The organism is Devosia sp. LC5 (assembly GCF_000735585.1).
Lineage (GTDB): Bacteria > Pseudomonadota > Alphaproteobacteria > Rhizobiales > Devosiaceae > Devosia.
Map to the genome: position 1 here is coordinate 112,362 of NZ_JNNO01000047.1, position 22,910 is coordinate 135,271.

Consider the following 22,910-nt stretch of genomic DNA (forward strand, 5'->3'; position numbering starts at 1 on the left):
GCAATGAGCCTGCGCGGACCCGAAGCCCTGGCCTCGCTGGACGAAGCCATGCGCGACATTCGTCGCGAAGAGGACGAAATTTCCAAGCGGCTGGCCCGATCGGGCGAGCGCGTGGGCAAGATCCGCGAGAATGAGGCCGAATTGTTCCGCCAATTGGCGCAGCTGCGGCTGGATCCTTCTGTCCAGGGCGAGTTGGACGGACGGATTTCGGCGGCCGAAGCCAAGGCCCGCGACATGCTCAAGGCGCATGCGCAGGATTTGAGCAAGGCCGAGCAGGCGGCGGCCGATATCGATGCGGCTTTGGCCAGGCTGACCGGCGAGCGTGCGGCCGCGCTCAAGGAATTGGAAGGGCACCAGGCCGAGCTCAAGGCGCTGGGCGACAAACTATCGGCCACCATTGCGCAGGAGCCGGCCTTTGCTGCCAAACGGCAAGCGGCGCAGGAATTGGCCGATATTGCCAACCAATCCATGCGCAAGACCGAGCAGGCCGAGGCCGACCGCGAAGACAAGGGCAAGCCTTATCGCGACGATCCGCTGTTCATGTATCTGTGGGAAGCGGGCTACGGCACGTCCAACTATCGGGCCAATAATCTGATCCGCTATTTCGATGGGCTGGTGGCGGGCATTGCCGGCTTTGCCAAGGCGCGGCCCAATTTTGCCATGCTGAACGAAATCCCGCTGCGGCTGCGCGAACATGCCGAGCGGCAGATCGAAAGCGCCAAGGCGGCTGAGGCCGAACTGGAAGCGATGGAAACCGCAGCCATCGACGCGGCGGGCGGCAAGCCGATCCGGGCGGCTTTGGCCAGCGTGCAGGAGCGGATCGACGCCATCGACGCTGAAATCGTGGCCACCGAAGACCAGCGCGACCAGACTACGCAGGCGCTGGGCGTATTGGCGGAAGGTAATAACCCGGCCTTTGAAAGTGCCCTGGCCGAATTGGCCAATGCACTGGCGCGCGAGGATATCCAGACGCTGCTGGCCGAGGCGCGGCGGACGCGGACCGGGCAGGACGATACCATCGTCGCCCAGATCGACGATGCGCGTGCCCGGGCCAAGGACGAGGAAGACGAGACGCGCGACCAGAAGGAGCGGCTCAAGACGCTGGCGGCGCGGCGGCGGGAACTGGAAGATATCCAGTGGGAATTCAAGAAGCAGCGGTTCGATGATCCGCGCTCCAGCTTCCGCGAGGACCGGCTGGTGGGCGACCTGCTCAACGATTTCCTGCGTGGCGGCATTTCGGCGGCGTCCTATTGGGACCAGTGGCGGCGCAGCCAGAACTGGAGCAGCTCATCGGAGTGGGGCGGCGGCGCGGGCCTGCCCAATAATGGCCGGCAACGCTCTAGCACGCCCTGGCCGCAGGGCGGGGGATTCCAATGGCCCGATAGCAGCTTTGGCGGCGGCAGCAGTAGCGGCAAGAACAAGGGCGGCGGCGGCTTTGGTGGCGGCTGGGGCGGTGGCGCGAGTTCGGGCGGCGGCGGTTTTTCGCGGCCGCGCACCGGGTCGGTTGGCACGCGCAAGCATGGCGGGTTCAAGACCGGCGGCGGGTTTTAGGGCTGGTGCTTGCGGCGCGCCATTCGAGCGTAGCTCTCATGGCCTTCTCGCCTAAAATCGCTCCACTGGAGCGATTTTGCCTGCGGCCGGCTCGAAGCCCTCACCCTGAAATTCTGCTGCACGCAGAATTTCTGTCCCTCTCCCTCAAGTGACGAGGGTTGGCTCGGTGGCTTGCGTATCTCGCGCCCATCCACTCCCCGATCAATTGACCGGCGGGGAGGCCATCAGTTCCCAGACATTGCCTTCGGTGTCTTCGAAATAGGCGGAATAGCCCCATTCCGATTGGGTGCCGGGGGTGATGACCGAGCCGCCGGCGACCAGGACGCGGTCGAGGATGGCATCGACGGCTTCGGCGCTGTCGGCCTTGTGGCTGAGTACGAAGCCGGGTGTGCCGGGCACGGCGACATCCTTGCCGGCGGTCTGGGCGATCTGTTCGCGCGAGAACAGCACGAAGGAAAAGGCGTCGTCGAAGAAGAAGGCGACGTGATCCTCCCCTGCCCCGATCTGCTCATCGGCAATTTCGAACAGGGCGCGATAGAAGGCGAAGGCGCGCTCCAGGTCATCGACGCCGATGGTGATGATGGAAATCGACGGCTTCATGGGGCGGCTCCGATTGTTCAGCATGAACGCCCGGCCGAAAGGGGATCGGCCGGGCGATAGGGATCAGGACTTTGCCAGCAGATTGCGCAGCTTGCCAATGGCGGTGGCGCTGTCCTCGCCATAGGCGATGGTGCCCTGGAACTCGCCCTTGGTATCGAGCAGGAAGACCGAGGCGGTGTGATCCATGGTGTAGTCATCGCCTTCGAGCGGCACCTTGGCGGCATAGACGCCCCAGGCCTTGACGATCTTGGCGATTTCTTCCGGGCTGCCGGTGACCCCGGTGATGCGATCGGAGACCCAGCTGACATAGTCGCCGAGGATTTCGGGCGTGTCGCGCTCGGGATCGACGGTGACGAAATAGGCCTGCAGGTTTTTACCCTCATCGCCCAGGGCTTCGAACCAGGTGGACATTTCGGCCATGGTGGTGGGGCACACTTCGGGGCAATGGGTGAAGCCGAAGAACAGTGCCGAAGGATGGCCCTGGAACATGGTCTGATCGACGGGCCGGCCGCGCTGATCGACCAGCGAATAAGTGCCCCCGCCAAAGCCGGCCGAGGCGGTGGCGGCGGAGCCGGGCTGGCGCAGCAGGAAGGTGGCGCCGGCCAGAATGACGGCCATGACGGCGATGCCAGCCCAGAGCCAGATGCGGATGGTTTTAAGGGTCATGATGAACCTCAATGACCAGCGTGATCGGCGGGCGCGCCGGCGGCAGCCCCCAGCACCGGCAGCGCGAGTTCGACCGTCCCGGCCTTTTCAAAGGTCAGTCTCACCGGCACGGTTTCGCCTTCGACGAAGCGCTGGGTGATGCCCATGAACATCAGGTGGAAGCCGCCGGGGGAGAGGGTGACGGTTTCGCCCGGGCCGATTTGCAGGCCATCGGAGAGCTTGCGCATTTTCATGACGTCGCCCTGCATGGCCATTTCGTGGATCTGCACATCGGGGGAAGCGGGCGAGGTGACCGAGACGAGGCGATCGGCCTCGGCGCCGGTATTTTCGATGGTCATGAAGCCGCCGCCAACCGGAGCGTTGGGCAAGGTGGCGCGGCTGAAGGGTTGGGAAATGTTGATGGGGCCCAGATGGGTGGTGCCGTCATGGGCGAAAGCGGGGACGGAAAGGGCGAGAATGGCCGCGAGGGCGGCGGAGAACAGATTACGGATCATGATGTGGGTTTTCCGGAAAAAAGATCAGCTGATTGGCCTCGAAGGGCAGGTCGATCAAAGCTGGACCGGAGGCGCCCTTGGTCCGCCCGGCGCCGTTTGGCGCGGCAGGAGAATTTTTGCCTGTTGGGTGATGCCGGTGGGGACGGCAGCGACGATGGATGCGCCCAGATCAATGCTGGCGAGCGTGGGCAGGACCAGGTCGTTCTTGCCGATGCCGGCGGCGGGGCATTTGGCGATTGTGACGTCATTGTCGCCGCTGGTGTCATTTGCGGTGCACAGTACCCAGCCGGTAGTGGTCGTCTCGTAGCCGAGCCTGGCGAAATCGAGCTGGCTGGCGCGGACCTGGTGCAGCGGGGCCAGAATGGTCAGCAAATAGAGGGCCAAGACGGCCAGGGCCGTTCCGAACTCTCTTGCCATGCTGCGCCGCTGGATCATGGTTTCACTCATAAGGCCGCCTGGGCGGGGGCGAAAGAGCTTTAGTGTCGCAATGGTGTTTGGGGGTTGCCCTCCCTCCCCCTTGAGGGGAGGGAGGCGAAAACCGAGAATACTTCAGTTAAACGGCGGGGGAGTACGTTTCGCTGCACAGCGCGATGAAACTCTTCATGGCGGCGGAGAGGGGGCTGGACTTGCGACGGGCGACGAGCAATTGGCGCAGGGCCCAAGGCTCGGCGAGGGGGGCGCAGACCAGGTCCGTGCCGGCGAGGAGATGCAGGCTCGTGGAACGCAGGAACCCGATGCCGAAGCCGGCTTCGACCATGCGGACCAGGGCGGGAAAGCTCTCGACGCGCACGCTTTCCTCGAAGGGCTTGCCGGCCTTGGTGGCGGCGTCGCCCAGGAGGCGATCGAGCGAGCCGGCATGATGGCTGCCGACAATGGGGTGGCTCAGCACCGCTGCAAAGGCAATGTCCTTGCGCGGTTCGATGCGGGCGGCAAGGGGATGATCGGGCGGGGCGAGCACCCAGACGCGGTCATCCTCGAAGGCTTTGATTTCAAAGCGGGTGAAATCGTAATTGTCGGAGACGATGGCGATATCCGCCCTGCCCTCGTCGAGCGCCACGAGGCCCTTGGCCGCGCCCATTTCCTGGATGTCGAGGGCGATGCCGGGATGTTTGATTGCATAGCGAGCCAGCAATTCGGGGAGCCGTCCGGTGAGCGCGGCGCTGGTGCAGGCCAGGCGCAGGCTGCCGCGCTGGCCGGAGCCGAAATCGGCCATGACGGCATCGAGATCGGCAATGGCGCGCAGCACATTGCGGCAGCCTTCGGCATAGGCGGCGCCGGCCGTGGTGAGCTTGACGCCATGGGCGGAGCGATCGAACAGCACCACGCCCAGCCGGCTTTCGAGATCGGACACGCGCCGGCTGACTGCTGAGGTCGCAATACCCTCGCGCTCGGCCGCGCGGCCAATGGAGCCGGTTTCCGCCAATAGCAGGATGAGGCGCGCGGTGACGCTATCGAATGGTGCCATGTCATCTCCCCAGATCGGCGGCACCATAACCACACTTGGTCCTTAGATCACGAGCAAGATGCCGCGGGTCAGATAGAAAATGCCGATGGCGGTGACGATCAGGCGGGTCCAGCGCTTGAAATTGGCGTCGGTGAGGTGCTGCAGGACCCAGTGGCCGGCGCTGGTGCCGGCAATGGCGAAGGGCGCGGCCAGCGCCACGGCGGCCCATTCGGTCGGGGCCAGCACCATGGCAGCGTTCCAGTAGAAAATGATCTTGCCGGCATGATTGACCACCTGGGCGGCGGCCTTGGTGGCGATGATGGTGCGCCGGTCCATGGGCGTCCGGATGAAGAACATGTCGATGGTTGGACCGGCCACGCCGACGGCCAGATTAATGCCACCGCCGAGAAAGCCGCAGATGAAAGCGTGATGGGGCTTGGACGCATCGAGCGCCAGCCAGGATTGGGGAATCCAGAGCAGGATGGGCAGCACGCCGATGGTGATGCAGACGGTGGCGAGATCAGGTGTATAGCGGACGATGAAGAGGATGGCGGCGGCGGTCAGCAGGCCCAGCGTCATGATGGCCAGCACGCGCCAATCGATATAGGCGCGGGAGAAGAAGGCGCGCGAGCCATTGGCGATGAGCTGGATGATGCCCTGGACGGCAATGGCGGTGCCCACCGGCAGGACGAGCAGGAAAATGCCGAGCAGGATCAACCCGCCGGCCATGCCGAAAATGCCCGATATCATCGATGTTGCAAACACCGCCACCAGCAAGGCGGCGCCAACGAGAAGACTCATCTGACTTTCCCCAATCTGGCACTGTCATGCGCTGATCGCTGACGTGGCGCCATGACGGATGCGGCAAGAGGGGATGCCCATGACAAAGCGCCGCCTGTGCCGCGGTTATCGAAGAAACGAACAGACCCCGAGACGGCTTTCGCCTCGTGATGGAGATGGAAACCTGGCTTGGGGAGACGCAGGGCTGGCCTTGGGGTTTACCCTCACCCCAGCCCCAATTCGGCCCGCAGCTTGCGCGTCAGCCGCAATGCCACCAGCCGATGCGCCTCGGTGAGATAGGCCTTGATCTCATCCTCGCTCAGCGGCGCGCCGGCGCTGAGGGCCACCCAGCCCGCCCGCGCCAGATAGGGGGCCGGCCGGATCCCCTCCAGTTCGGTCAGCAGCTCATAGGCCATGTCCGACACCTTGAGCCACACCTCACCGGGATCGCTATTGAGCAGCGCAAATATCTTGCCGCCGACCTTGCCGACCGAAGCATTGCCCCATTGGTGCACCAGCGTAGTGCTGGGCAGGCTCAAAATGAACGCCTCAAAAGCGGCGCGCTGCATGATGGGGGGAAAGGTGATGCTCAATGCTAACAGTCCGCCAACCAAAACGCCGATCCAGTGACCCGGATCGGCGTTTTTTTGCACTTAGGAGCCGTCGCCTTATTCGGCGGCGGCTGTTACGCCCGTCCCGATCGGACAGGACACGCCGGTGCCCTGCAATCCGCAATAGCCGTTCGGATTCTTGGCCAGATATTGCTGGTGATAAGTTTCTGCATAATAAAATTCCCCGGCCGGGGATATCTCGGTGGTGATGGCGCCCAGCCCCCGTGCCCGCAACGCGTCCTGATAGGCTTGCTTGCTGGCCGCGACGGCAGCCGCCTGTTCGGGTGTCGTGGTATAGAGGGCCGAGCGATATTGCGTGCCCACATCATTGCCCTGCCGCATGCCTTCGGTGGGATTATGCTCCTCCCAGAAGGTCTTGAGCAGCGCCTCGAGGCTGATCGCCTTGGGATCGTACACCACCTTGACCGCCTCGGTATGCCCGGTCTGGCCCGAGCACACCTCTTCATAGGTCGGATTGGGGGTCGAGCCGCCCTGATAGCCCACGGCGGTCACGATCACGCCCGGCAATTGCCAGAACAGCCGCTCGGCGCCCCAGAAGCAGCCCAGGCCGAAATAGATGGTTTCAGCGCCTGCGGGATAGGGACCCTTTAGCGCTGCACCATTGACAAAATGCTCAGCTGCCACGGGCATTTGCGTCGCGCGGCCCGGCAGGGCCTCGGCAGCGGAGGGGATGGTCGCCGGCTTGGATTTGAAGAACATCGAGTGCTTTCCTTTCATGCCAAATGGGTCAGATCTGGTCTTGCCGCACGAAGCGTTCGCGCCGGGGGGTGCGCCCGGCCAGCGCCAGCACGATGCCGGGCACGCCGAACACGGCAAAGGCCGGATAGGTCAGCAGTGCGTCGAGCGCCCGCTCCAGCAGCTCGGCAAAGAACCGGCTATCCAGAAACGCCCGCACGACGCCAAGGCTTGGCGCATGCAGGCTGGTCCAGGCATCGGCGAGGCTGGTGAACATCACTTCATTGGCGCCCAGCGAGCGGGTGCCGTCGATAACCAGCAGAACCAGCGCCAGGCCGATCAGCCAGGTGCCGGTAATTCTCAAGATCAGCCGCATTCCCATTCCCTGTGCTGGACGGGGATAAGGCGTGGCCAACCTACCCGTTCCTCCCGCGCACAAGGTTTGTTGTGCCATGCCCACGGGCCTGCCCACAAGATAGGAATGCCTGGGCAAAAAACAATCGTCATCTCTTTGACGTGATCCCTTGCGCCCAGGCCGCTGATAAGTATATTGCGCCTCGCTCGCGTCGGCCCACCAGCCGGCCCCTCCGGCGATTCCAGCCCGGGGATAAGGCGATGCGGAGAGATGGCCGAGTGGTCGAAGGCGCACGCCTGGAAAGTGTGTAGGCGGGGAACCGTCTCAAGGGTTCGAATCCCTTTCTCTCCGCCATTTCCAAGTCATTGACATCGTTAGGTGATTTTCCGGGCAGTAGCGGTCTGCTGCCGTAGCGCGCCCGGCTTGGCCGCTGCGTATCGTCCTCCAATGGAACCGGCTGCCCGCCCACGCGGTTTATGCAAAGCCGAGGATGAGGGGGGCGGGATCAATGAACATCGCGAACCTGCAGTTGGAAGGTCTTTATATTGCTCTGGCTGCCATCAATGATGCGCTGGTGGAGAAGGGTGCGTTGAGCCGGGACGAAATGAGCCTGGCATTGCGCCGCGCCGAGCAGATAGCGGTGGGGGACGAGCGTATGGACGAGCTCAGCAGCGCCGAACGCGAGGCCGTGGCTTTTGCGCCCAGGCTGCTCCTGCTGGCCAATGACCGGGCCGCTTCGGGCCCGGCCAGTTTTTCCGAGCTGGCACGCTTGGTCGGACAGACCAAGCGACCGCATCCCGATCAGCTATAGGACGTTCACCGGACCAGCACCGCCGGCAAGTGTCCTGCGCTAGGCCGGAGGGGTAAGGGCGAGATTGCGCCGCACCCGGAGGAGATATTCCGTCCGGTTGAACGGATCGGCCCCCGATCGCGGCCGGGCCGGGGGCGTGCCGTGCACGGGCGCGTAATGGTCGAAACTGGCCTCCAACACGCCCGCCCCGCTGGTCAGCCCCGGCAATTGCTGCTGCACGCTTTGCAATTGCGCGGCGGCTATTGTGCCCGTGGCGCGGACGATGCCCTCCGCTATCACCGTCTCCGCCACGGCCGCGCCCGCCCGGGCCAACAGGGTGAGCAGTGCACTCAGCGCCCCGACAGGGGCTTCGAGATGGAAGCGGTTGATCGGCTCGCACACTTGGTTCTGCGCTGCCGACAGGGCGGCCGCCAGCACCAGCGGCGTCAATTGCCGGAAATCGGCCGCTACGCTCGCCGGCTCGCGGTGCCGGGCGGCAATCACGGCGACATGGCAATCCACCACTTGCCACCCGAACCGGCCCTGGCGCAGCGTCTCGCTCACCCCCTCTTCCACGGCGCGATAAAAGCTGGCCGGCATGTGGCCCGGATCGACCTCCAGCGCAAAGCTGTTGCCTGCCCCTGCAGGCCGTGGTTCGATGCGCAGCCCGACGGTGGCAATATAGGGGTTGGGTTCCTTGAACATGATTTCCAGCCCCTCTGCCGTGCCGGTCGGCCGCTCGACACAGATCACCGTGCTTTCGGCGAAACTGGCTTCAAGCCCGAAATCGGCCAGCAGGCTGGCCTGGATCACTTCTTTCTGCACCTCGCCATAGAGCGAGACGAAAACCTCATTGGCATCCTCGTTGCGGCGCAGGTTGATCAAGGGATCCTGTTCGGCCAATTGGCCCAGCGCCAGCCATAGCGCGGCACTATCGGCAGGACGCCGCGGCAGGACCCGGGTTTCAAGCGTGGGCGGCGCGAAATAGGCCCGGCCGCCGCCGGGTATGCCCTTGCCGATTGCGTCGCCGATTCTGGCCGTCTTGAGCCCGCTGATGCGGCCAATCTGGCCGGCTTGAAGGCTCGGCACCGTCCGAACCTGGCCATGTTCGAACAGCTCGATGCCGGTCACGCGCTCCGCGCTATCGGGCAGGTTGATGAGGTCCCTAGTATGAACAATGCCCGCGTGCAACGCCAGATAAGCCAGCTTTTCGCCGCCCCAGCCGCGCTCGATCTTGAAGATCTTTCCCGCCACCGCCCCGTCGGCATCCGGCAGGCGGGCCGGCAGCAGGCTTTCGATGGCCTCGCTCAGGGCCGGCACCCCAATCCCGGTTGTTGCCGAACCGGCGAAGGCGGGTTGCACCAGGCCATTGGCGACCTGCCCGGCCAGGACGTGCTTCAGCTGCGCCGCCGTTACCAAATGCGGCGCCATCACGTAGTCGGACAGCAGGGCATCGTCATTCTCGGCCAATGTTTCGCACAAACCAGAATTGGCGTGCCACAGATCGCACCCTTGCACCTGCGCAGCCTTGCTGCCGGCTTCGAATACACCGGACATGGCAATGGGCCGGACCGGCAATTGCTGGGCAATCTCGGCTATCACCCGCTCATATTGCGCGCCGACCCGGTCGACCTTGTTGATGAAAAACACCATCGGCACGCCAAGGCGCCGCAGCGCCCGCACCAGCACGCGCGTCTGCGCCTGCACGCCTTCGACCGCCGAGACCACCACCACGGCGGCATCGAGCAATTCGAGCACCCGTTCGACTTCGGCTATGAAATCGGGATGGCCGGGCGTGTCGATGAGATTGACGCTCGTCTCACCCAGCATGAACGAGACCACCGCGGCCCGGATGGTAATGCCGCGTTGCCGCTCGAGGGCCAGGCTATCGGTTTGGGTATTGCCAGAATCGACACTGCCGAGGGTGCCGATCACACCGGCATTGAAAAGCAGTCTTTCGGTAAGGCTAGTCTTGCCTGCGTCTACATGGGCCAGAATGCCCAGATTCAAGGTGCGCATGAACCATCATCTTCTCAGAATTTCGCATGTGATTTTCGTGAGAAGTGAATCGGGGCATCGGAACCTCTAGGCGGTTTGGTGCGCATCTATATGCGCCACCCAATTTATTGAGTTGGGCGCAGGCCTGTCAAGCAAAGGCCGTTCATGTCACCCGCAGCGTTGTCGCGGTTGGGAGGTGCGGCTTGTCTCGACGTACAGCCTATGCTGACTTATCGATCAGCCTACGGGATACACAATGTCGAGTGGGTGTTTGCCGGGAGCCTGTACAGCTATAATTTGGTCAACAACAGGTGCCTTCCAAACACGTCCCAACTGTACGCCCATTTCGTCCTCCCCAATCCGACCAGAATAGACGCCAAAAAACGCCTCGACTGTTCCGATTGATGATTCATCAGTCAGTTCCGGCCCTCCAAAATAGATGCCATGATGGCGCACAAAAACTGGCGAGCCCGACATTCCCTCACGGGTAGCGGTGTCGATTAAGACGAGAGGCAAATGGTCTTGATTGAGAGCCGGTTCGCTGGCTATCGAGCCCCGCTTCCAAATTGGAGTCGCCCCTTGGCCTGTCATGCCTCTGGGATATCCAACGACAAATACTTCCTCGCCCACCTGAGACACATAGTTGGCTTCAAGGTGAGGTATTTCGTTTATTGCTCTACCAGCAAACAAATCCGCTTGATCAATCTCGATGTGCAGAGCAACGCAATCGATGACGTAACCAGCATCATGTTCGACCCAAAGCGGTATATTATCCCTGTAGAGTGGATAGGTGGCGTTCAAGCTGCCGATTCGGTACTCACCATTCTCGTTGGGTTTCTGGGTATAGTATTTGAACGTTACTTCCAGAGAGACCGGTACAAAGCCCCCATTGAAGGTCCTGTTGTCGGGCCGAACACCAGTGACGTTGTGCCAGTTGGTTATGAGCCACCATTCTCGGTTGTGACGCCAAAGAAAGCCCGTCCCGATCGCCCTCTCGCCTGCTGATCCCACGAAAGAAAGAGGAAGAACGGCAAAGGTGGCGCTATGCATCGTGAGGCGGTCCTTACGGCGGGAACTGGCACGGTTACATGCTTGACTAAGATTGTCGATGCGCACCGTTCGAGCCGGTCCTTGAACCTGGGCGTGTCGCCTAATCCCGCTCGATGGAATTGACCGCGTGTTCCATCAGCGACACCAGGGTCATCTTGGCCGGGGCGTAGTCGGAATCGCGGCGCTCGACCTGCAGGAAGCCATGTTCGCGCAGCGTCTTGCTCAGCGTGGTGAGATCGCGGCCGTCTTCGATGGTGACGAGTTCGCCGGACCGCAGTTTTACCTTGTAGAGGGGCATGAGGGTAACCTTGAGCGCGGGAAGGGAACCGAGAGGGCGGCCTGTTTGCGGCGGGGGCCACCCTCTCGTGGGCGTTCCCGGATTCTTCCGGGCTCGACACCAGCTTGCAGCCATCGGCGGTTCGGCGCCACGTAAAGCGTTCATTAACCTTTATAGGCGTGGTTAACGGCGCGTATGCACTGCCGGCCCGTGCCCAGGCTTGCCACAAATATCAGGTATTTCAGATGATTACCTAATCTGGGCGCGCTAAAATCGGCCTGCCCGTTGCAATGGAAAAATGTTCTGCCGTTCAGATTGGGTTCAGCCCTTGTCCGGCAAACTGTGCCCATTGATATTGCGTGTGGAAGGCGCCTGCCCCATGATCTCGGCCATAGCCAGTTTTCTGCGTGACGATGCGGGTATCAGCACCGTCGAATATGGCTTGATCGCAGCAATCATCGTGGTGGCGACCACTTGCGCTGTTTCTGCGGCCGGCTTCAGCCTGGCCGATATTGCGAACCTGGCACAGGCCCACTAGGCCAGCGCAGGCCGCGTCGCTCTCACAGATTTCTGGATATAGGCGTGGTCTTCAGCGCGGATGGGCGGCTTCGGCATCCCAGCTTCGCTTGCGCGGTTTTGGTTTTGCCGCGGCATTGCTCATTGCCAGGTCGAGCTGGTCACGCAATTGCGTGCTGGGCGTGAAGATTACCGTATGGCGCGGGGAAATCCGATGCTCGGTGCCGGTGCGGGGATTGCGCCCGAGCCGTTCGGCACGCGGCCGGACTTGCAGCGAACCGAAAGCGGTGAGCTTGACGCCCTCGCCCGCCATCAGCGCTTCCCCGATCAGGGCGAACATGGCCTCGCCAATGGCGGCCACTTCAGGCTTGGAAATGCCGGTCTTTCGAGCTGCAGCTTCGCTGAGCATTGCACGCGTTATGGTCTTGCTCACGATTGTCCTTCCTTCCCCTATTAAGTTCATAGGAGGAATTTAAGTCGCTGTCCAGCGCCGCGCCGCCCTACGCAAACTTGAACTGATCGTTCAGGTTTAGTTGACTTATTTTAGAATGGTTATAAGCTAGCGGCCAGTTCAAGCGTGCTTGCAGCAACATCAACGTCCTGGGCGCCCGCCATTTTTGGCCGCGCTGCGGGTATAATCCGGGTTCCGACTCGGCAGAAAGGTCCATACGTGAGACTGACGCGTCAATCCAACTATGCCATTCGCGCCCTGGTCTATTGCGCGGTCAACGAGCCTGGGCTCAGCCGCGTCGCTGATATCGCCAAGGCCTATTCCATTTCCGAACTCTTCCTGTTCAAGCTGATCAAGCCGCTGGTGGAAAACGGGCTGATCGAAACCGTGCGCGGCCGCCATGGCGGCATCAAGCTGGGCAAGCCCGCCGAACAGATCACCCTGCTCGACACCATCCGCCTCACCGAAGAGAATTTTGCCCTGGCCGAATGCTTCGAGGATGGCGCCGATTGCCCGCTGATCGGGGAATGCGATCTTAACGGTGCGCTGCGCGAAGCGCTGGGCGCCTTTTTCACCGTGCTGCAGAAATATACCATTGCCGATCTGGCCAGCAAGAAGCGCTCGATCCGCGATCGTTTGGGCCTCAATGTCATCGACGCCATGATGGCGCCCGCCGAATAACTTTTTGCCCTTCGTTTTGCCTTTGACGCCGCCCCGGTCCGCCAGGGCGGCGTTTTGCATTTTACAGCACAAATTCTATAAATATGAGTTTGACAGTCATGATTAGATATGGTTTTCTCCGGTCATCGCAAGCGCGCTGACATTGGCCTGAGGGGTAGGCCTGCCAGCGCCGCGGGCGGCACGACGGGGCTTGCTGCTACCGTCTCCCCGGGCTGGTCAGGGTCCTCAACGCCCTGACCAGCCTTTTTGCACGCATTGATCTGGCAGGCCGCCTGTGATCTATCCGGGCCGAAATCCGGGATCCTCATGGCCGCTGCACCGCTTCTTTCGCTTCAGAATATTCACCTGACTTTCGGCGGCACCACGCTGCTCGAAAGCGCCGAGTTGATCGTTTCGCCCGGCCAGCGTATCGCGCTGGTGGGGCGCAATGGTTCGGGCAAGTCGACCCTGCTCAAGATTGCCGCCGGCGATGTGCAGCATGATGGCGGGGTGCGCTTTGTCGAACCCAGCGCCACTGTGCGCTATCTGCCGCAAGAGCCTGACCTGTCGGCCTTTGCCACGACGCTCGCCTATGTCGAAGCGGGCCTGGGGCCGGGCGACGACATCTATCGCGCGCAATATCTGCTCAATTCGCTGGGCCTGACCGGCGAGGAAAGCCCCAAGAATCTCTCGGGTGGCGAAGGCCGCCGGGCGGCTTTGGCGCGGGTTCTGGCGCCCAAGCCCGATATCCTGCTGCTGGACGAGCCCACCAACCATCTCGATCTGCCGGCCATCGAATGGCTGCAGGCGGAACTGAATTCCCTGCGCTCGGCCATGGTGCTGATCAGCCACGATCGCCGCTTCCTCTCCGACCTTACCCGCGCCACCGTGTGGCTCGACCGCGGCCTCACCCGCCGGCTCGACAAGGGCTTTTCGGCCTTTGAAGCCTGGCGCGACACGGTGTTGGAAGAAGAAGAGCGCGACCGCCACAAGCTCGACCGCCAGATCGTGCGCGAAGAGCATTGGCTGCGCTATGGCGTTACCGCCCGCCGCAAGCGCAATGTCGGGCGCCTCGAGCGTCTCGGCGCCCTGCGCCAGGACCGGCGCGAACAGCGCCGCGTGACCGGCACGGTCAACATGAATGTGTCGGAGGGCCGCACTTCGGGTGCGCTGGTGGTGGAAGCCGAAAACATCAGCAAGACCTATGGCGACCGCGTCATCGTCAGTGATTTTTCGACCCGCGTGCTGCGCGGCGATCGCATCGGCATTGTCGGCCCCAATGGTGCGGGCAAGACCACGCTGATCAAGATGCTGACCGGACTGCTCAAACCCGATAGCGGCAAGATCAAGCTGGGTTCGGCGCTGGAGCTGGCCATGCTTGACCAGGGCCGCGCCAAGCTGGTGCCCGAAACCCGCCTCAAGGACGCGCTGACCGGCGGGGGCAGCGACACCATCCACATCAATGGCGAAGCGCGCCATGTCGTGGGCTATATGAAGGATTTCCTGTTCACCCCCGAACAGGCCAATACGCCCATCGGCAAGCTCTCGGGCGGCGAACGTGCCCGTGTGGCATTGGCTCGCGCCCTGTCGCTGCCCTCCAACTTCCTGGTGCTGGACGAGCCGACCAATGATCTGGATCTGGAAACCCTCGACCTGCTCGAGGAAATGGTCTCGGATTATTCCGGCACTGCCATCGTGGTCAGCCACGATCGTGACTTCCTCGATCGCGTCGCGACCTCCGTGATCATCGCCGAAGGCGAGGGCATCTGGACCGAATATGCCGGTGGCTATTCCGACATGGTCATCCAGCGCGGCGAGGGCGTCAACGCGCGCGCCGCCGTCACCAAGGCCCATCGTGCCGGCAAGACGGCCCTGGCGCAGACCAGCGCGGCTACAGCCAAGCGCAAGCTCTCCTTCAAGGAAAAGCACGCACTCGAAACCCTGCCCAGGGACATCGAAAAGCTCGAAGCCGAGATCAAGGCGCTCAACGCTGCGCTCGCCGATGGCAGCCTTTATAGCAAGGACCCCGCCGGCTTCGCCGCCAAGTCCAAGGCGCTGGCGGCCGCCGAAAGCAAGCGTGCTGCGGCAGAGGAGCAATGGCTGGAACTGGAATTGCTGCGGGAAGAGCTTGAGGGTTAGAAGGAGGGGCAAACCAGCACGTTTGCCCCTCAGGTCTTACCCGTTGGCATTGCTCCGCCGCCGGTATTCGCTTGCGACATAAAGGCAAGCCAGCGCAAAGGCGGCGCCGATGCCCACTTGCGCCCAGTCCATGCGGGCGATCAGGTCGGTGGCGTAGCTGATCGCGCTGAAGGGCTCCTTGCCCAGGAACCAGACGTCGATATAGCCGTCCTCGGTCAGCGGGAAAGTGGTGCGATAGCCCAAATAATCCCAGGTATGGGTGGTAAAGGGATGCAGCCCCCCCATTGTGACCCATTCGAGCATGGCCACGATGGATGGCAGGAGCAGCGACACCGGAATAGCCCAGCGGCCGATAGCCGTGGCCAGGGCCCCGACCAGCGCCATGAAGGGCAGATACCAGAGCAGGCCACAGATCATGGTCACCAGGATCGCCAGCGCCACATGGCCATAGATGGCCGCAATGCTGCCCAGCGCGGCAAAACTGCCGGTGCCGTTGATCATGGTGGTGACGAACGCCACGCCATAAAGCAGCAATCCGCTGAGCAGGGCCACGCCATAGACCGTGCCGGGCAGGATGGTGATGGCGGCCGCAAGTTTGCTGAGCAGCACCTTGAAATCGGTGACCGGCATGGATTTCCAGAACAGCATGGAATTGTTGCGCTTGTCGGCGGCAAAGCCATCGGCGCAATAAAAGAACAGCGTGGCGATCAGATAGAGCGACCAGGCAATGCCAAAGCCGAGGAAACTCAATTCATAGATGCGCAGCGGGGCGATGGTGAACATGGCCCCCGAGAACCGCGCGTCGACGCGGCCTACGGTAAAGGCCAGGATCGTGGCGCCGAACAGCAGCACGACCAGCAGCAGCGGACCATAGAGAAAGGCCCCCTTGTGCTCGATGAACTCGCGCCGCACCAGGGCAATGAAAGCCTTCATTGGGCGGGCTCCGGATTGGCGGTGGGCCGCTGCATCAGCGCGACGAAAAGGTCCGACAGGGTCGGTGTCGAGAGCGTGCCATAGGGTTCAAGCTCGGCGCGATCGACCCCATCAAAGATCATCACGGTCTGGCCGAAGCGGGTTTCCTCATAAACCGGGCCAAGCGCCCGTGCCTGCGCCTGCAGTCCGGGATCGTTGACAACCAATTGGGTGAACTTGTCGTTCACCGTTTCCATCTGCATATGCAGGATCAGTTCGCCATCGCGGATGAACATGATGTCGGACAGCATGAACTCGATCTCATCCACCTGGTGGGTCGTGATGAGCAGGGTGCGCTCCTCTGTCATGTAGTCTTCCAGCAGCCGCCGGTAGAAGCGCTTGCGATAGGTGATGTCGAGGCCCAGCGTGGGCTCGTCCAGCACCAGCAGCTTGGCGTCGATTGCCATCACCACAGCCAGATGCAGTTGCGCGATCATGCCCTTGGAAAGGGTCTTGATCTTCATGTCGGGCTTGATGTCGGTGCCCGTCAGGAAGCTCTGCGCCTTGGCCTGGCTGAAATTGGGATGGATGTTGGAGAGCAGGGCAAACAGTTCCCGCACCCGCAAGAAGCGCGGCAGGCTGGCTACATCCGAAATGAAGGCGACATTTTCCATCAGCTTGGCGCGCCTGGCGAAGGGGTCTTCCCCCAAAACGCGGATAGTGCCTTCGCAATTGGTCAGGCCCAGCATGGCATTGAGCGTGGTGGTCTTGCCCGCGCCATTGTGGCCGATCAGGCCATAGATACGGCCGGGCGGGATATCGAAATCCAGCCCATGCAGGATTTCCTTGCCGCCGAATTTCTTGCGCAGGCCGCGAGCGGAGACGATGGGTTCGACCGAAGCGGAAAGATCCGTCATTTTTGATCAGCCTCTTGTGCGGGAGCAGGAGTGGGAATTTTTGCGAGCAGGGTGGCCACGTCCAATTCGAGCGCAGCAATTTGAGCGGCGATGCGGGGCCAGTCTTCCCTAAGAAATTTGTCTCGTTCATGGGCGAGCAATTCAGCCCGCGCTCCGGTTTTAACGAACATGCCCAGTCCCCTTCGCTTTTCCACCACCCCGATATCGACCAGAGCTTCGAATGCCTTGGTGACCGTCAACGGATTGACCGAAAGGTCCCCGGCAATCTGGCGAACCGATGGCAGGGCATCCCCTTCCGCCGCCGCGCCGCGCAGGATCATCTCGATAAGCCGCTGCCGGATCTGCACGAAGATCGGCTGGCTGGTGTGAAAATCATCCATGTGTTGTGCCTGTGTAGTGTATTAGTTATGTAGCACACTAAAATATGGTGTCAAGAGGAGGAAGTGGCGGCGTTCTGGGGGGTGAGGTTAGCCGACCAGCACGGGTTGCGTGCAGCGCACGCCATAGACCTGCACATCGGCCTCGCCGATAGAGACGCCCAAAGCATCCAGCAGTCCAGACAAAATGGGGTCGAGCGGCGCCGCTAGCGGGGTTAGCAAGGCATCGAGCGCCGGCACGAGAACGGCTGAGAGAACCGAGCCTAGGCCGAGCAGGCCGCCCAGTTGCAGATTGCCCAGCAGCGAACCGAGTAGCGAACCCAAAATGGTCGTGGTCTTGGCGGTCTTGACAGTGTCTGCGGCGATCTCGCTGGGCGAAAAGGACAGGGGAACGGGTGTAAGCTGGGCAATTTCGGCCTGGGCAAATGCGGTAATTGGTATCCCCAGAAGGACGAGGAGATTGGCAGGGCTTTCAATGGGCGCCTTGTCGAATGAGCCGAAATTGGCAACCTCGCCCACTACGATTTTTGCTGCTCCCGGCCTCGCATTAATGACCGCCGAGCCGGAGACATTGGTGCCGATAGGACAGGTCGCCGAGGCAACACTGGCTTCCGAATGAGCAACCTGAACATAAAGTGGCAAATTTACCGCAAGGACATCCAAGAGCAGTTTCAGCTTGAGGCGAATGACAAGACTGAGCCGCACTTGGGCCGTTCGCACTACGGTCTGTGCCGGCCCGATCGCGTACCAGCTGCCGCCCTGTGGCGGCTCACCAATGGCCAATTTAAGCTCGACGATCAGGGTTTCGCCTAGCTTAAGCGGGAGTTCTGCCGAGACCTGATGCGTGCCGTCGCTGATCGCGGCACTGGCCGATAGCAGGTCCAGTGCCGAAATCTTGGTGAAGAGGCCGTTGGCGGCGCCGGTGCCGATGTCGAAATCGCCGAGTTGCCCCAATTGCAGCAGCTTGCCGATCGGCACAGTGCCGTTATTCCCCGCTGTGTTGGCCAGCGCCAGCATAGCGGTGCGCTGGGCGCCCGTCAGCAGGTCGGCCAATGCAGCGGCCAATTGGCCGTGATCTGCACGCATGGCGAGCAGGTCGTTATAGGTTCCGACGCTGACGCCCAGCTTGATGGCCAGTTGATCGAGAAAGGCGAAAAGGTCGACCTTGGCATTGACGAGACCGTTATAGTCCAGCGCAGTCAACTCGATATTGGTGCCAAGCAGCTTGTTGAGCACGGCATTGGCCAAGCCATCCTTGACGCTTGCCAGCCGCGAGCCCACCGAAAAAGCCACTTGCGGGGTCACCGTGGCGATTGCCGTGGCGCCCAGCGTCGGCGGCTCCGCCCAGCAATTGGCAAAATGCAGGGTGCCCGGTTTGCTGAAGGAAACCTGGACGGCGTTGGTCGGCGTGGCATTGACAACGAAGCGGCTTTCGACCGCCACTGCCGGATCGGGATTGTAGTTTCCCGTCACCACGGTCAGGCCGGCTTGCGAATCGGCTCTCATCAGCCCCGCATCCATTAGCGCGCTATAGGCCACGCTCTGGGCAGCGGCAGGATTATTGGCTGCGGCGAGGGCTGCCAGATCCACCCCGTTCTGGATGCCCCGCCGCTCGTGATAAAGCCCCGCCGCATCCACCGCGATGGCGGCGACCACGCTGGCCACGACAAAGCCTGCCGCGAACATCACGACCATATTGCCGCGCTGGTCCGCGCAGAACCGCCGCCAAAGCGTCATATACCGCCCCGGCGAATGGTCGAACTGTAGGCGATCTCCTGGCTGGGCAGGGGCAGCGGCACATAGAGGTTCCAGATCGGCAAATCCGAGGCGTTGTAGCGCAGGGTAACCCGATACTGATTAGGATCGGTCGTGCTGTCGCCGATCGTGTGAGTCAGCCGGGACCTATCGATCAGCATGTAGCTGGCGGCATTATCGTCGAGGAAGTCCTCGACCAGGCGGTTGCGTTCGGTCTGGTTGAGCCCGGCAATCGCGGTTCGTGCCGCATCGGCGGACAATTGCTGGAGAGAATGAGCGGCACCGAAATAGATGCCATAAGCCAGCATGCCAGTTAATAGCAGCAAAAAAACCGGCGTCAGAATGGCGAACTCCACGGCAGAGGTCGCCCGGTCGTCGCGAGCCCACGATATAAAACGGGATCGCATAATAAGCCTCCCAGCGCGTGATTTCTGGCTAAAGCCTGCGCTGCATGTGTTGATGCTTCGTCAATATCCACAGCGCACTATTACCTATGCTCAATTTATAGGCATCGATTTCAGCCCGAAATCTCCTTGCTGCCCAGCGTGTTGGCGGCTACCAATCCATACCAATAGGAGACCAGTGATGCCGCACCATCCGTTTAAGATCGAAATCTGCGTCGAGGGTATTGATGGTCTGGTTGCCGCCCAACAAGCCGGCGCCGACCGGGTCGAACTGTGCGCGAGCCTGCTCGAAGGCGGGCTGACGCCCAGCCTGGGCGTGGTGCGGGAGGCCCTGCTGGTGGCCACGATTCCTTTTCACGTCATCATCCGGCCACGTGGCGGCGACTTCCTTTATTCCGAACTGGAATTCGCCAGCATGATCGGGGACATCAAGGCCATGCGCGATCTGGGCGTGGTGGGCGTGGTCATCGGTTGCCTCACCGCTGATGGCGAGATCGACGAAGCGCGCACCAGGGCGCTGGTCGATGCGGCGCGCCCGATGAAGGTCACCTGCCATCGGGCGTTCGACATGACGCGCGACTATCGCGCCGCCATTGAGGCGCTGGTGCGCGCCGGGGTCGACCGTGTGCTGACCAGCGGGCAGCGCGATACGGCCGTCGAGGGCATCGATATCCTCAAGGACACCACCGCCATCGCTGACGGGCGCATCGTGGTCATGGCCTGCGGGGCGCTGGATCAAGGCAATATCGCCCAGGTGCGGCGCGCCACGGGCGTTGATGAAATGCATTTTGCGGCGCTCAAGACACTCAAGAGCGGCATGGAATTCCGCAATCCTCATGTCGGCATGGGTGGCACGGCGATCGAGCGCGAATATGAGATCACCGTAACCGACGAGGACGCGGTGCGCGCCACCATCGCTGCGGTCAGGGCGGCCTGACGCTGTCGCCACCGTGGCAACCCGCAATTATCTCTTTGCCGCCGACGATGCTTCGAGCCGGACCACCCAACTCATTGCCACGGCCGCCCGCGTCACCGGCTTCATGAAGGGTGCGCCGGGCGGGCATCGCCCCGGCTGGTACCTGCCGGGCGCCGATAATGGCGCGGTGCTGGGCCAGCTCCACCGGCATCTAGCTGAAACATATCCCAAGGCCGGGCCGGCCTTTTGGGCGGTGCGGCTGTGGACCAATTTCCTGTGGCAGCCGGCTTATCTGGCCGTTATTGCGGCCCATATCCACGCCAGCATGCCCGATCTCGGACAGCTGTCGCAGCGTGTCCATGGCATTTATGCCGATGGCTACCGCCTGCCGGCCGGCCCGCAGCAATCGGGCACGCCAGAGCAATTGATCGCCATTGGTGCGGCATCGCTACGCCCGTTCTGCGCCGGCCTTTTGGAGGAGATCAATGCCCTGGTGAAACTCAAGCCGCTGCCCGCGCGGCGGCTGCTGGCCGATCGCATGCTCTCGATCATCGCCCGGCTACCGCAATGGCAGCCCGGCGTCACTGCAGCAATGGCGGAGGATTACGCCCAGCTTTGGCTGGCCGCCTTGGGACTGACTGGCCAGGGCAGGCTAGACCGGATCGAAGTGGGTAGCGGCCGGGAAGTGGTCATCGTGACGCGCAAGGGCTGCTGCCTCGATTACCTGATCGAGCCCAAGGCCTATTGCGCTTCCTGCCCCAAGCAGGGCGAAGCGACCCGCATCGCGCGCCAGACGGCTAATGCGGTCGCTGAACTGGATTAGTCGAAGACTTCGTCGGGATAGACGCCCCAGATTTCTTCCTGGCGCAGATAGCCCGAATAGGAGCGATGTTCATTGCCCGGCTGGGCCGCGCTGACCTCGCACCACTCCCCGTCGCATTCCTTGATCTGCACCCGCAGGCCCGGCCCGAGCCGGGCACGCACGCCGGCATTGCCGGATTTGTCGCTGCGCAGGGCAATCTCGCCATTGGCCATGAGTGGCGTGACATAGCCCGCGCGGGTGCCGGAAAGCAGGTTCTGGTGGACCCAGCCTTCGTCGCCATCGATATCGCGAATCTTCCGCCAGGTATCGAATTCCTGGACAATCTCGATGGGAATGCCGGACTTGAGATAGGTCCAGGAGACTTCATATTTGGTGCCCGGCCCGACACGCACATTGATAGGGGTGGAGCGCGTCGTGGCGAAGCGGGGCAGAGGCAGCCCGCTCGGGTTGTCCGCCTGGGCCCAGGCAGGCGTAGTGCATATCATCGCCAGCAGCGCCAGGCACACCATGACAATGCGGAGGACGGGGCTTGGGGAGGATTGGATATGGCGGACGCGCAGGGCGCCAGTGGTCTCGTCAAACATGACTTTGCAGAAGGTCTGGATTTGCCCTATCACTACGCGATGATCCTTAATGGTCGCTGAAGGCGTGGTTTTCCACAAGCCTAGTCAGCCGCACTCCGGAACTTGATGACCAGCTCCAAACCCAAGATTCTCGTCACCAGGCGCCTGCCCGAAACCATCGAGGCGCGCATGGCGACTTTGTTCGAAACCGATGTCAACGAAGCCGACGTTGCGCTCACCGCCGATGACATTGTCGAGGGCCTGGCGGGCAAGGACGTGCTCGTCAGCTCCATCACGGACCGCATCGATGCCGACCTGGTCACCCGCCTGCCCGAATCGGTCCGGCTGATCGCCCAATTCGGCAATGGCGTGGACAATATCGATGTCGAAGCGGCGCTGGCGGCCGGGCTGACCGTCACCAATACGCCAAGCGTGCTTACAGAAGACACCGCCGACATGGCCATGGTGCTGATGCTGGCGCTGCCGCGCCGGCTGGTCGAGGGCACCCAGATGCTGGTGCGCGACGGGGTCTGGGCCGGCTGGTCGCCCACCTCCATGCTGGGCCACCGCCTGCGCGGCAAGGCATTGGGCATTGTCGGCATGGGCCGCATCGGCACCGCCGTCGCCCAGCGCGCCAAGGCCTTTGGCCTCAATATCCATTACTTCTCCCGCAACCGGCGCCCTCCGGCCATCGAGACGCCGCTCGAAGCCACCTATTGGGATGATCTGGACGCCATGCTGGCGGCGGTCGATATCGTCTCGCTGCACACCCCCCACACCCGCGAGACCTTTCACATTCTCTCGGCCGAACGGCTGGCGGCGATGAAGCCGGGTAGTTTCGTGGTCAATGTCTCGCGGCCCGAACTGATCGATGAAGCAGCTTTGGTGAGCCAGATCGAAAATGGCCATCTGAGCGGCGCCGCACTGGATGTATTCGAGAACAAGCACGGCATCGATCCGCGCCTGCTGGCGCTGGCCGAAGACAACAAGGTGGTGCTGACCGCCCATATGGCCTCGGCCACCCTCGAAGCGCGGATCGAAATGGGCGAGACCGTCATCGTCAATATCCGCACCTTCATGGATGGACACCAGCCGCCCCACCGCCTGTTGCCCGAAGGACCACGCGGCGCCGGGCGCAGTCAGAGCGCCTGATCGCCGCCCGAGT

27 protein-coding genes and 1 tRNA gene are annotated in these 22,910 nt (G+C 62.3%); 9 read left to right on the forward strand and 19 right to left on the reverse strand.

Annotation, left to right across the window (positions count from 1 at the left end; translation table 11 throughout):
* Positions 1 to 3: 3 nt before the first annotated feature.
* Positions 4 to 1,551, forward strand: a complete 1,548-nt coding sequence (locus FF80_RS20510) for a hypothetical protein (RefSeq protein ID WP_035103772.1) — start codon at positions 4 to 6, stop codon at positions 1,549 to 1,551.
* 201 nt (positions 1,552 to 1,752) lie between these two features.
* Here the strand turns inward: FF80_RS20510 and FF80_RS20515 are convergent, their stop codons facing one another.
* The 9 genes from FF80_RS20515 to FF80_RS20555 form a co-directional block, all read right to left on the reverse strand.
* Positions 1,753 to 2,151, reverse strand: a complete 399-nt coding sequence (locus FF80_RS20515) for a VOC family protein (RefSeq protein WP_035103774.1) — start codon at positions 2,149 to 2,151, stop codon at positions 1,753 to 1,755.
* Positions 2,152 to 2,214: 63 nt separating this feature from the next.
* Entirely contained in the window at positions 2,215 to 2,817 is a 603-nt protein-coding gene (locus FF80_RS20520; protein ID WP_035103776.1) for an SCO family protein, read from the reverse strand.
* An 8-nt stretch (positions 2,818 to 2,825) separates the two neighbouring features.
* On the reverse strand, positions 2,826 to 3,311 hold the full coding sequence (locus tag FF80_RS20525; RefSeq protein WP_035103779.1) for a copper chaperone PCu(A)C: 486 nt from the start codon (positions 3,309 to 3,311) through the stop codon (positions 2,826 to 2,828).
* 54 nt (positions 3,312 to 3,365) lie between these two features.
* Positions 3,366 to 3,758: a hypothetical protein gene (locus FF80_RS20530; protein WP_035103781.1), complete on the reverse strand. Its 393-nt coding sequence runs from the start codon at positions 3,756 to 3,758 to the stop codon at positions 3,366 to 3,368.
* A 106-nt stretch (positions 3,759 to 3,864) separates the two neighbouring features.
* Complete coding sequence (locus FF80_RS20535) at positions 3,865 to 4,776, reverse strand: LysR family transcriptional regulator (RefSeq protein WP_052153817.1); 912 nt, start codon at positions 4,774 to 4,776, stop codon at positions 3,865 to 3,867.
* A 42-nt stretch (positions 4,777 to 4,818) separates the two neighbouring features.
* Entirely contained in the window at positions 4,819 to 5,556 is a 738-nt protein-coding gene (locus FF80_RS20540; RefSeq protein WP_035103782.1) for a TSUP family transporter, read from the reverse strand.
* A gap of 203 nt (positions 5,557 to 5,759) precedes the next feature.
* On the reverse strand, positions 5,760 to 6,104 hold the full coding sequence (locus FF80_RS20545; RefSeq protein WP_035103866.1) for an MmcQ/YjbR family DNA-binding protein: 345 nt from the start codon (positions 6,102 to 6,104) through the stop codon (positions 5,760 to 5,762).
* 99 nt (positions 6,105 to 6,203) lie between these two features.
* Entirely contained in the window at positions 6,204 to 6,866 is a 663-nt protein-coding gene (gene msrA, locus FF80_RS20550) for a peptide-methionine (S)-S-oxide reductase MsrA (RefSeq protein WP_035103783.1), read from the reverse strand.
* Positions 6,867 to 6,894: 28 nt separating this feature from the next.
* Positions 6,895 to 7,218, reverse strand: coding sequence for a hypothetical protein (locus FF80_RS20555; RefSeq protein ID WP_035103784.1), 324 nt, complete (start codon positions 7,216 to 7,218; stop codon positions 6,895 to 6,897).
* 243 nt (positions 7,219 to 7,461) lie between these two features.
* On the opposite strand from FF80_RS20555, the gene FF80_RS20560 reads away from it, so the two are divergent.
* Both FF80_RS20560 and FF80_RS20565 read left to right on the forward strand, forming a co-directional pair.
* Positions 7,462 to 7,551, forward strand: a tRNA-Ser gene (locus tag FF80_RS20560).
* 154 nt (positions 7,552 to 7,705) lie between these two features.
* Entirely contained in the window at positions 7,706 to 8,008 is a 303-nt protein-coding gene (locus FF80_RS20565; RefSeq protein ID WP_035103786.1) for a hypothetical protein, read from the forward strand.
* Between the two features lie 39 nt (positions 8,009 to 8,047).
* On the opposite strand, the gene FF80_RS20570 is transcribed toward FF80_RS20565, so the two are convergent.
* From FF80_RS20570 to FF80_RS20580, 3 genes are all read right to left on the reverse strand, one after another.
* On the reverse strand, positions 8,048 to 10,006 hold the full coding sequence (locus FF80_RS20570) for a TetM/TetW/TetO/TetS family tetracycline resistance ribosomal protection protein (protein ID WP_035103788.1): 1,959 nt from the start codon (positions 10,004 to 10,006) through the stop codon (positions 8,048 to 8,050).
* Between the two features lie 216 nt (positions 10,007 to 10,222).
* Positions 10,223 to 11,035, reverse strand: coding sequence for a serine protease (locus FF80_RS20575; protein ID WP_035103790.1), 813 nt, complete (start codon positions 11,033 to 11,035; stop codon positions 10,223 to 10,225).
* Between the two features lie 100 nt (positions 11,036 to 11,135).
* Positions 11,136 to 11,333, reverse strand: a complete 198-nt coding sequence (locus tag FF80_RS20580) for a hypothetical protein (protein WP_035103792.1) — start codon at positions 11,331 to 11,333, stop codon at positions 11,136 to 11,138.
* 358 nt (positions 11,334 to 11,691) lie between these two features.
* Here FF80_RS20580 and FF80_RS21760 point away from each other — a divergent pair, with 358 nt between their 5' ends.
* Positions 11,692 to 11,850, forward strand: coding sequence for a Flp family type IVb pilin (locus tag FF80_RS21760; RefSeq protein ID WP_152558455.1), 159 nt, complete (start codon positions 11,692 to 11,694; stop codon positions 11,848 to 11,850).
* Between the two features lie 51 nt (positions 11,851 to 11,901).
* On the opposite strand, the gene FF80_RS20585 is transcribed toward FF80_RS21760, so the two are convergent.
* Positions 11,902 to 12,261 (reverse strand): HU family DNA-binding protein, encoded by a 360-nt coding sequence (locus FF80_RS20585; RefSeq protein WP_160172868.1) that lies wholly within the window; start codon positions 12,259 to 12,261, stop codon positions 11,902 to 11,904.
* Positions 12,262 to 12,498: 237 nt separating this feature from the next.
* On the opposite strand from FF80_RS20585, the gene rirA reads away from it, so the two are divergent.
* Together rirA and FF80_RS20595 are read left to right on the forward strand one after the other, a co-directional pair.
* Positions 12,499 to 12,960: an iron-responsive transcriptional regulator RirA gene (gene rirA / locus FF80_RS20590; RefSeq protein ID WP_035103793.1), complete on the forward strand. Its 462-nt coding sequence runs from the start codon at positions 12,499 to 12,501 to the stop codon at positions 12,958 to 12,960.
* 306 nt (positions 12,961 to 13,266) lie between these two features.
* Positions 13,267 to 15,078: an ATP-binding cassette domain-containing protein gene (locus FF80_RS20595; RefSeq protein WP_035103794.1), complete on the forward strand. Its 1,812-nt coding sequence runs from the start codon at positions 13,267 to 13,269 to the stop codon at positions 15,076 to 15,078.
* A gap of 36 nt (positions 15,079 to 15,114) precedes the next feature.
* Here the strand turns inward: FF80_RS20595 and FF80_RS20600 are convergent, their stop codons facing one another.
* From FF80_RS20600 to FF80_RS20620, 5 genes are all read right to left on the reverse strand, one after another.
* Positions 15,115 to 16,011 (reverse strand): hypothetical protein, encoded by an 897-nt coding sequence (locus FF80_RS20600; RefSeq protein ID WP_035103795.1) that lies wholly within the window; start codon positions 16,009 to 16,011, stop codon positions 15,115 to 15,117.
* Positions 16,008 to 16,907, reverse strand: a complete 900-nt coding sequence (locus FF80_RS20605) for an ABC transporter ATP-binding protein (protein WP_035103797.1) — start codon at positions 16,905 to 16,907, stop codon at positions 16,008 to 16,010. The genes FF80_RS20600 and FF80_RS20605 overlap by 4 nt, the downstream gene beginning before the upstream one ends.
* The gene (locus tag FF80_RS20610; RefSeq protein ID WP_052153819.1) at positions 16,904 to 17,287 is read right to left on the reverse strand and encodes a GntR family transcriptional regulator; all 384 of its coding nucleotides are present in this window, start codon (positions 17,285 to 17,287) and stop codon (positions 16,904 to 16,906) included. Before FF80_RS20610 ends, FF80_RS20605 begins: the two co-directional genes overlap by 4 nt.
* 87 nt (positions 17,288 to 17,374) lie before the next feature.
* A complete protein-coding gene (locus FF80_RS20615; protein ID WP_035103799.1) occupies positions 17,375 to 19,021 on the reverse strand; it encodes a TadG family pilus assembly protein in 1,647 nt (548 codons plus the stop codon).
* Complete coding sequence (locus tag FF80_RS20620) at positions 19,018 to 19,446, reverse strand: TadE/TadG family type IV pilus assembly protein (protein WP_035103802.1); 429 nt, start codon at positions 19,444 to 19,446, stop codon at positions 19,018 to 19,020. The genes FF80_RS20615 and FF80_RS20620 overlap by 4 nt, the downstream gene beginning before the upstream one ends.
* Positions 19,447 to 19,624: 178 nt before the next feature.
* Between FF80_RS20620 and FF80_RS20625 the strand changes: the two genes are divergently transcribed.
* Positions 19,625 to 20,380, forward strand: coding sequence for a copper homeostasis protein CutC (locus FF80_RS20625; protein ID WP_035103803.1), 756 nt, complete (start codon positions 19,625 to 19,627; stop codon positions 20,378 to 20,380).
* A gap of 13 nt (positions 20,381 to 20,393) precedes the next feature.
* Positions 20,394 to 21,182, forward strand: a complete 789-nt coding sequence (locus FF80_RS20630; protein WP_035103804.1) for a siderophore ferric iron reductase — start codon at positions 20,394 to 20,396, stop codon at positions 21,180 to 21,182.
* On the opposite strand, the gene FF80_RS20635 is transcribed toward FF80_RS20630, so the two are convergent.
* Positions 21,179 to 21,799, reverse strand: a complete 621-nt coding sequence (locus FF80_RS20635; RefSeq protein ID WP_244445846.1) for an SH3 domain-containing protein — start codon at positions 21,797 to 21,799, stop codon at positions 21,179 to 21,181. The genes FF80_RS20630 and FF80_RS20635 overlap by 4 nt on opposite strands.
* A 72-nt stretch (positions 21,800 to 21,871) precedes the next feature.
* Between FF80_RS20635 and FF80_RS20640 the strand changes: the two genes are divergently transcribed.
* Complete coding sequence (locus FF80_RS20640) at positions 21,872 to 22,897, forward strand: D-glycerate dehydrogenase (RefSeq protein ID WP_035103805.1); 1,026 nt, start codon at positions 21,872 to 21,874, stop codon at positions 22,895 to 22,897.
* Positions 22,898 to 22,910 lie beyond the last annotated feature (13 nt).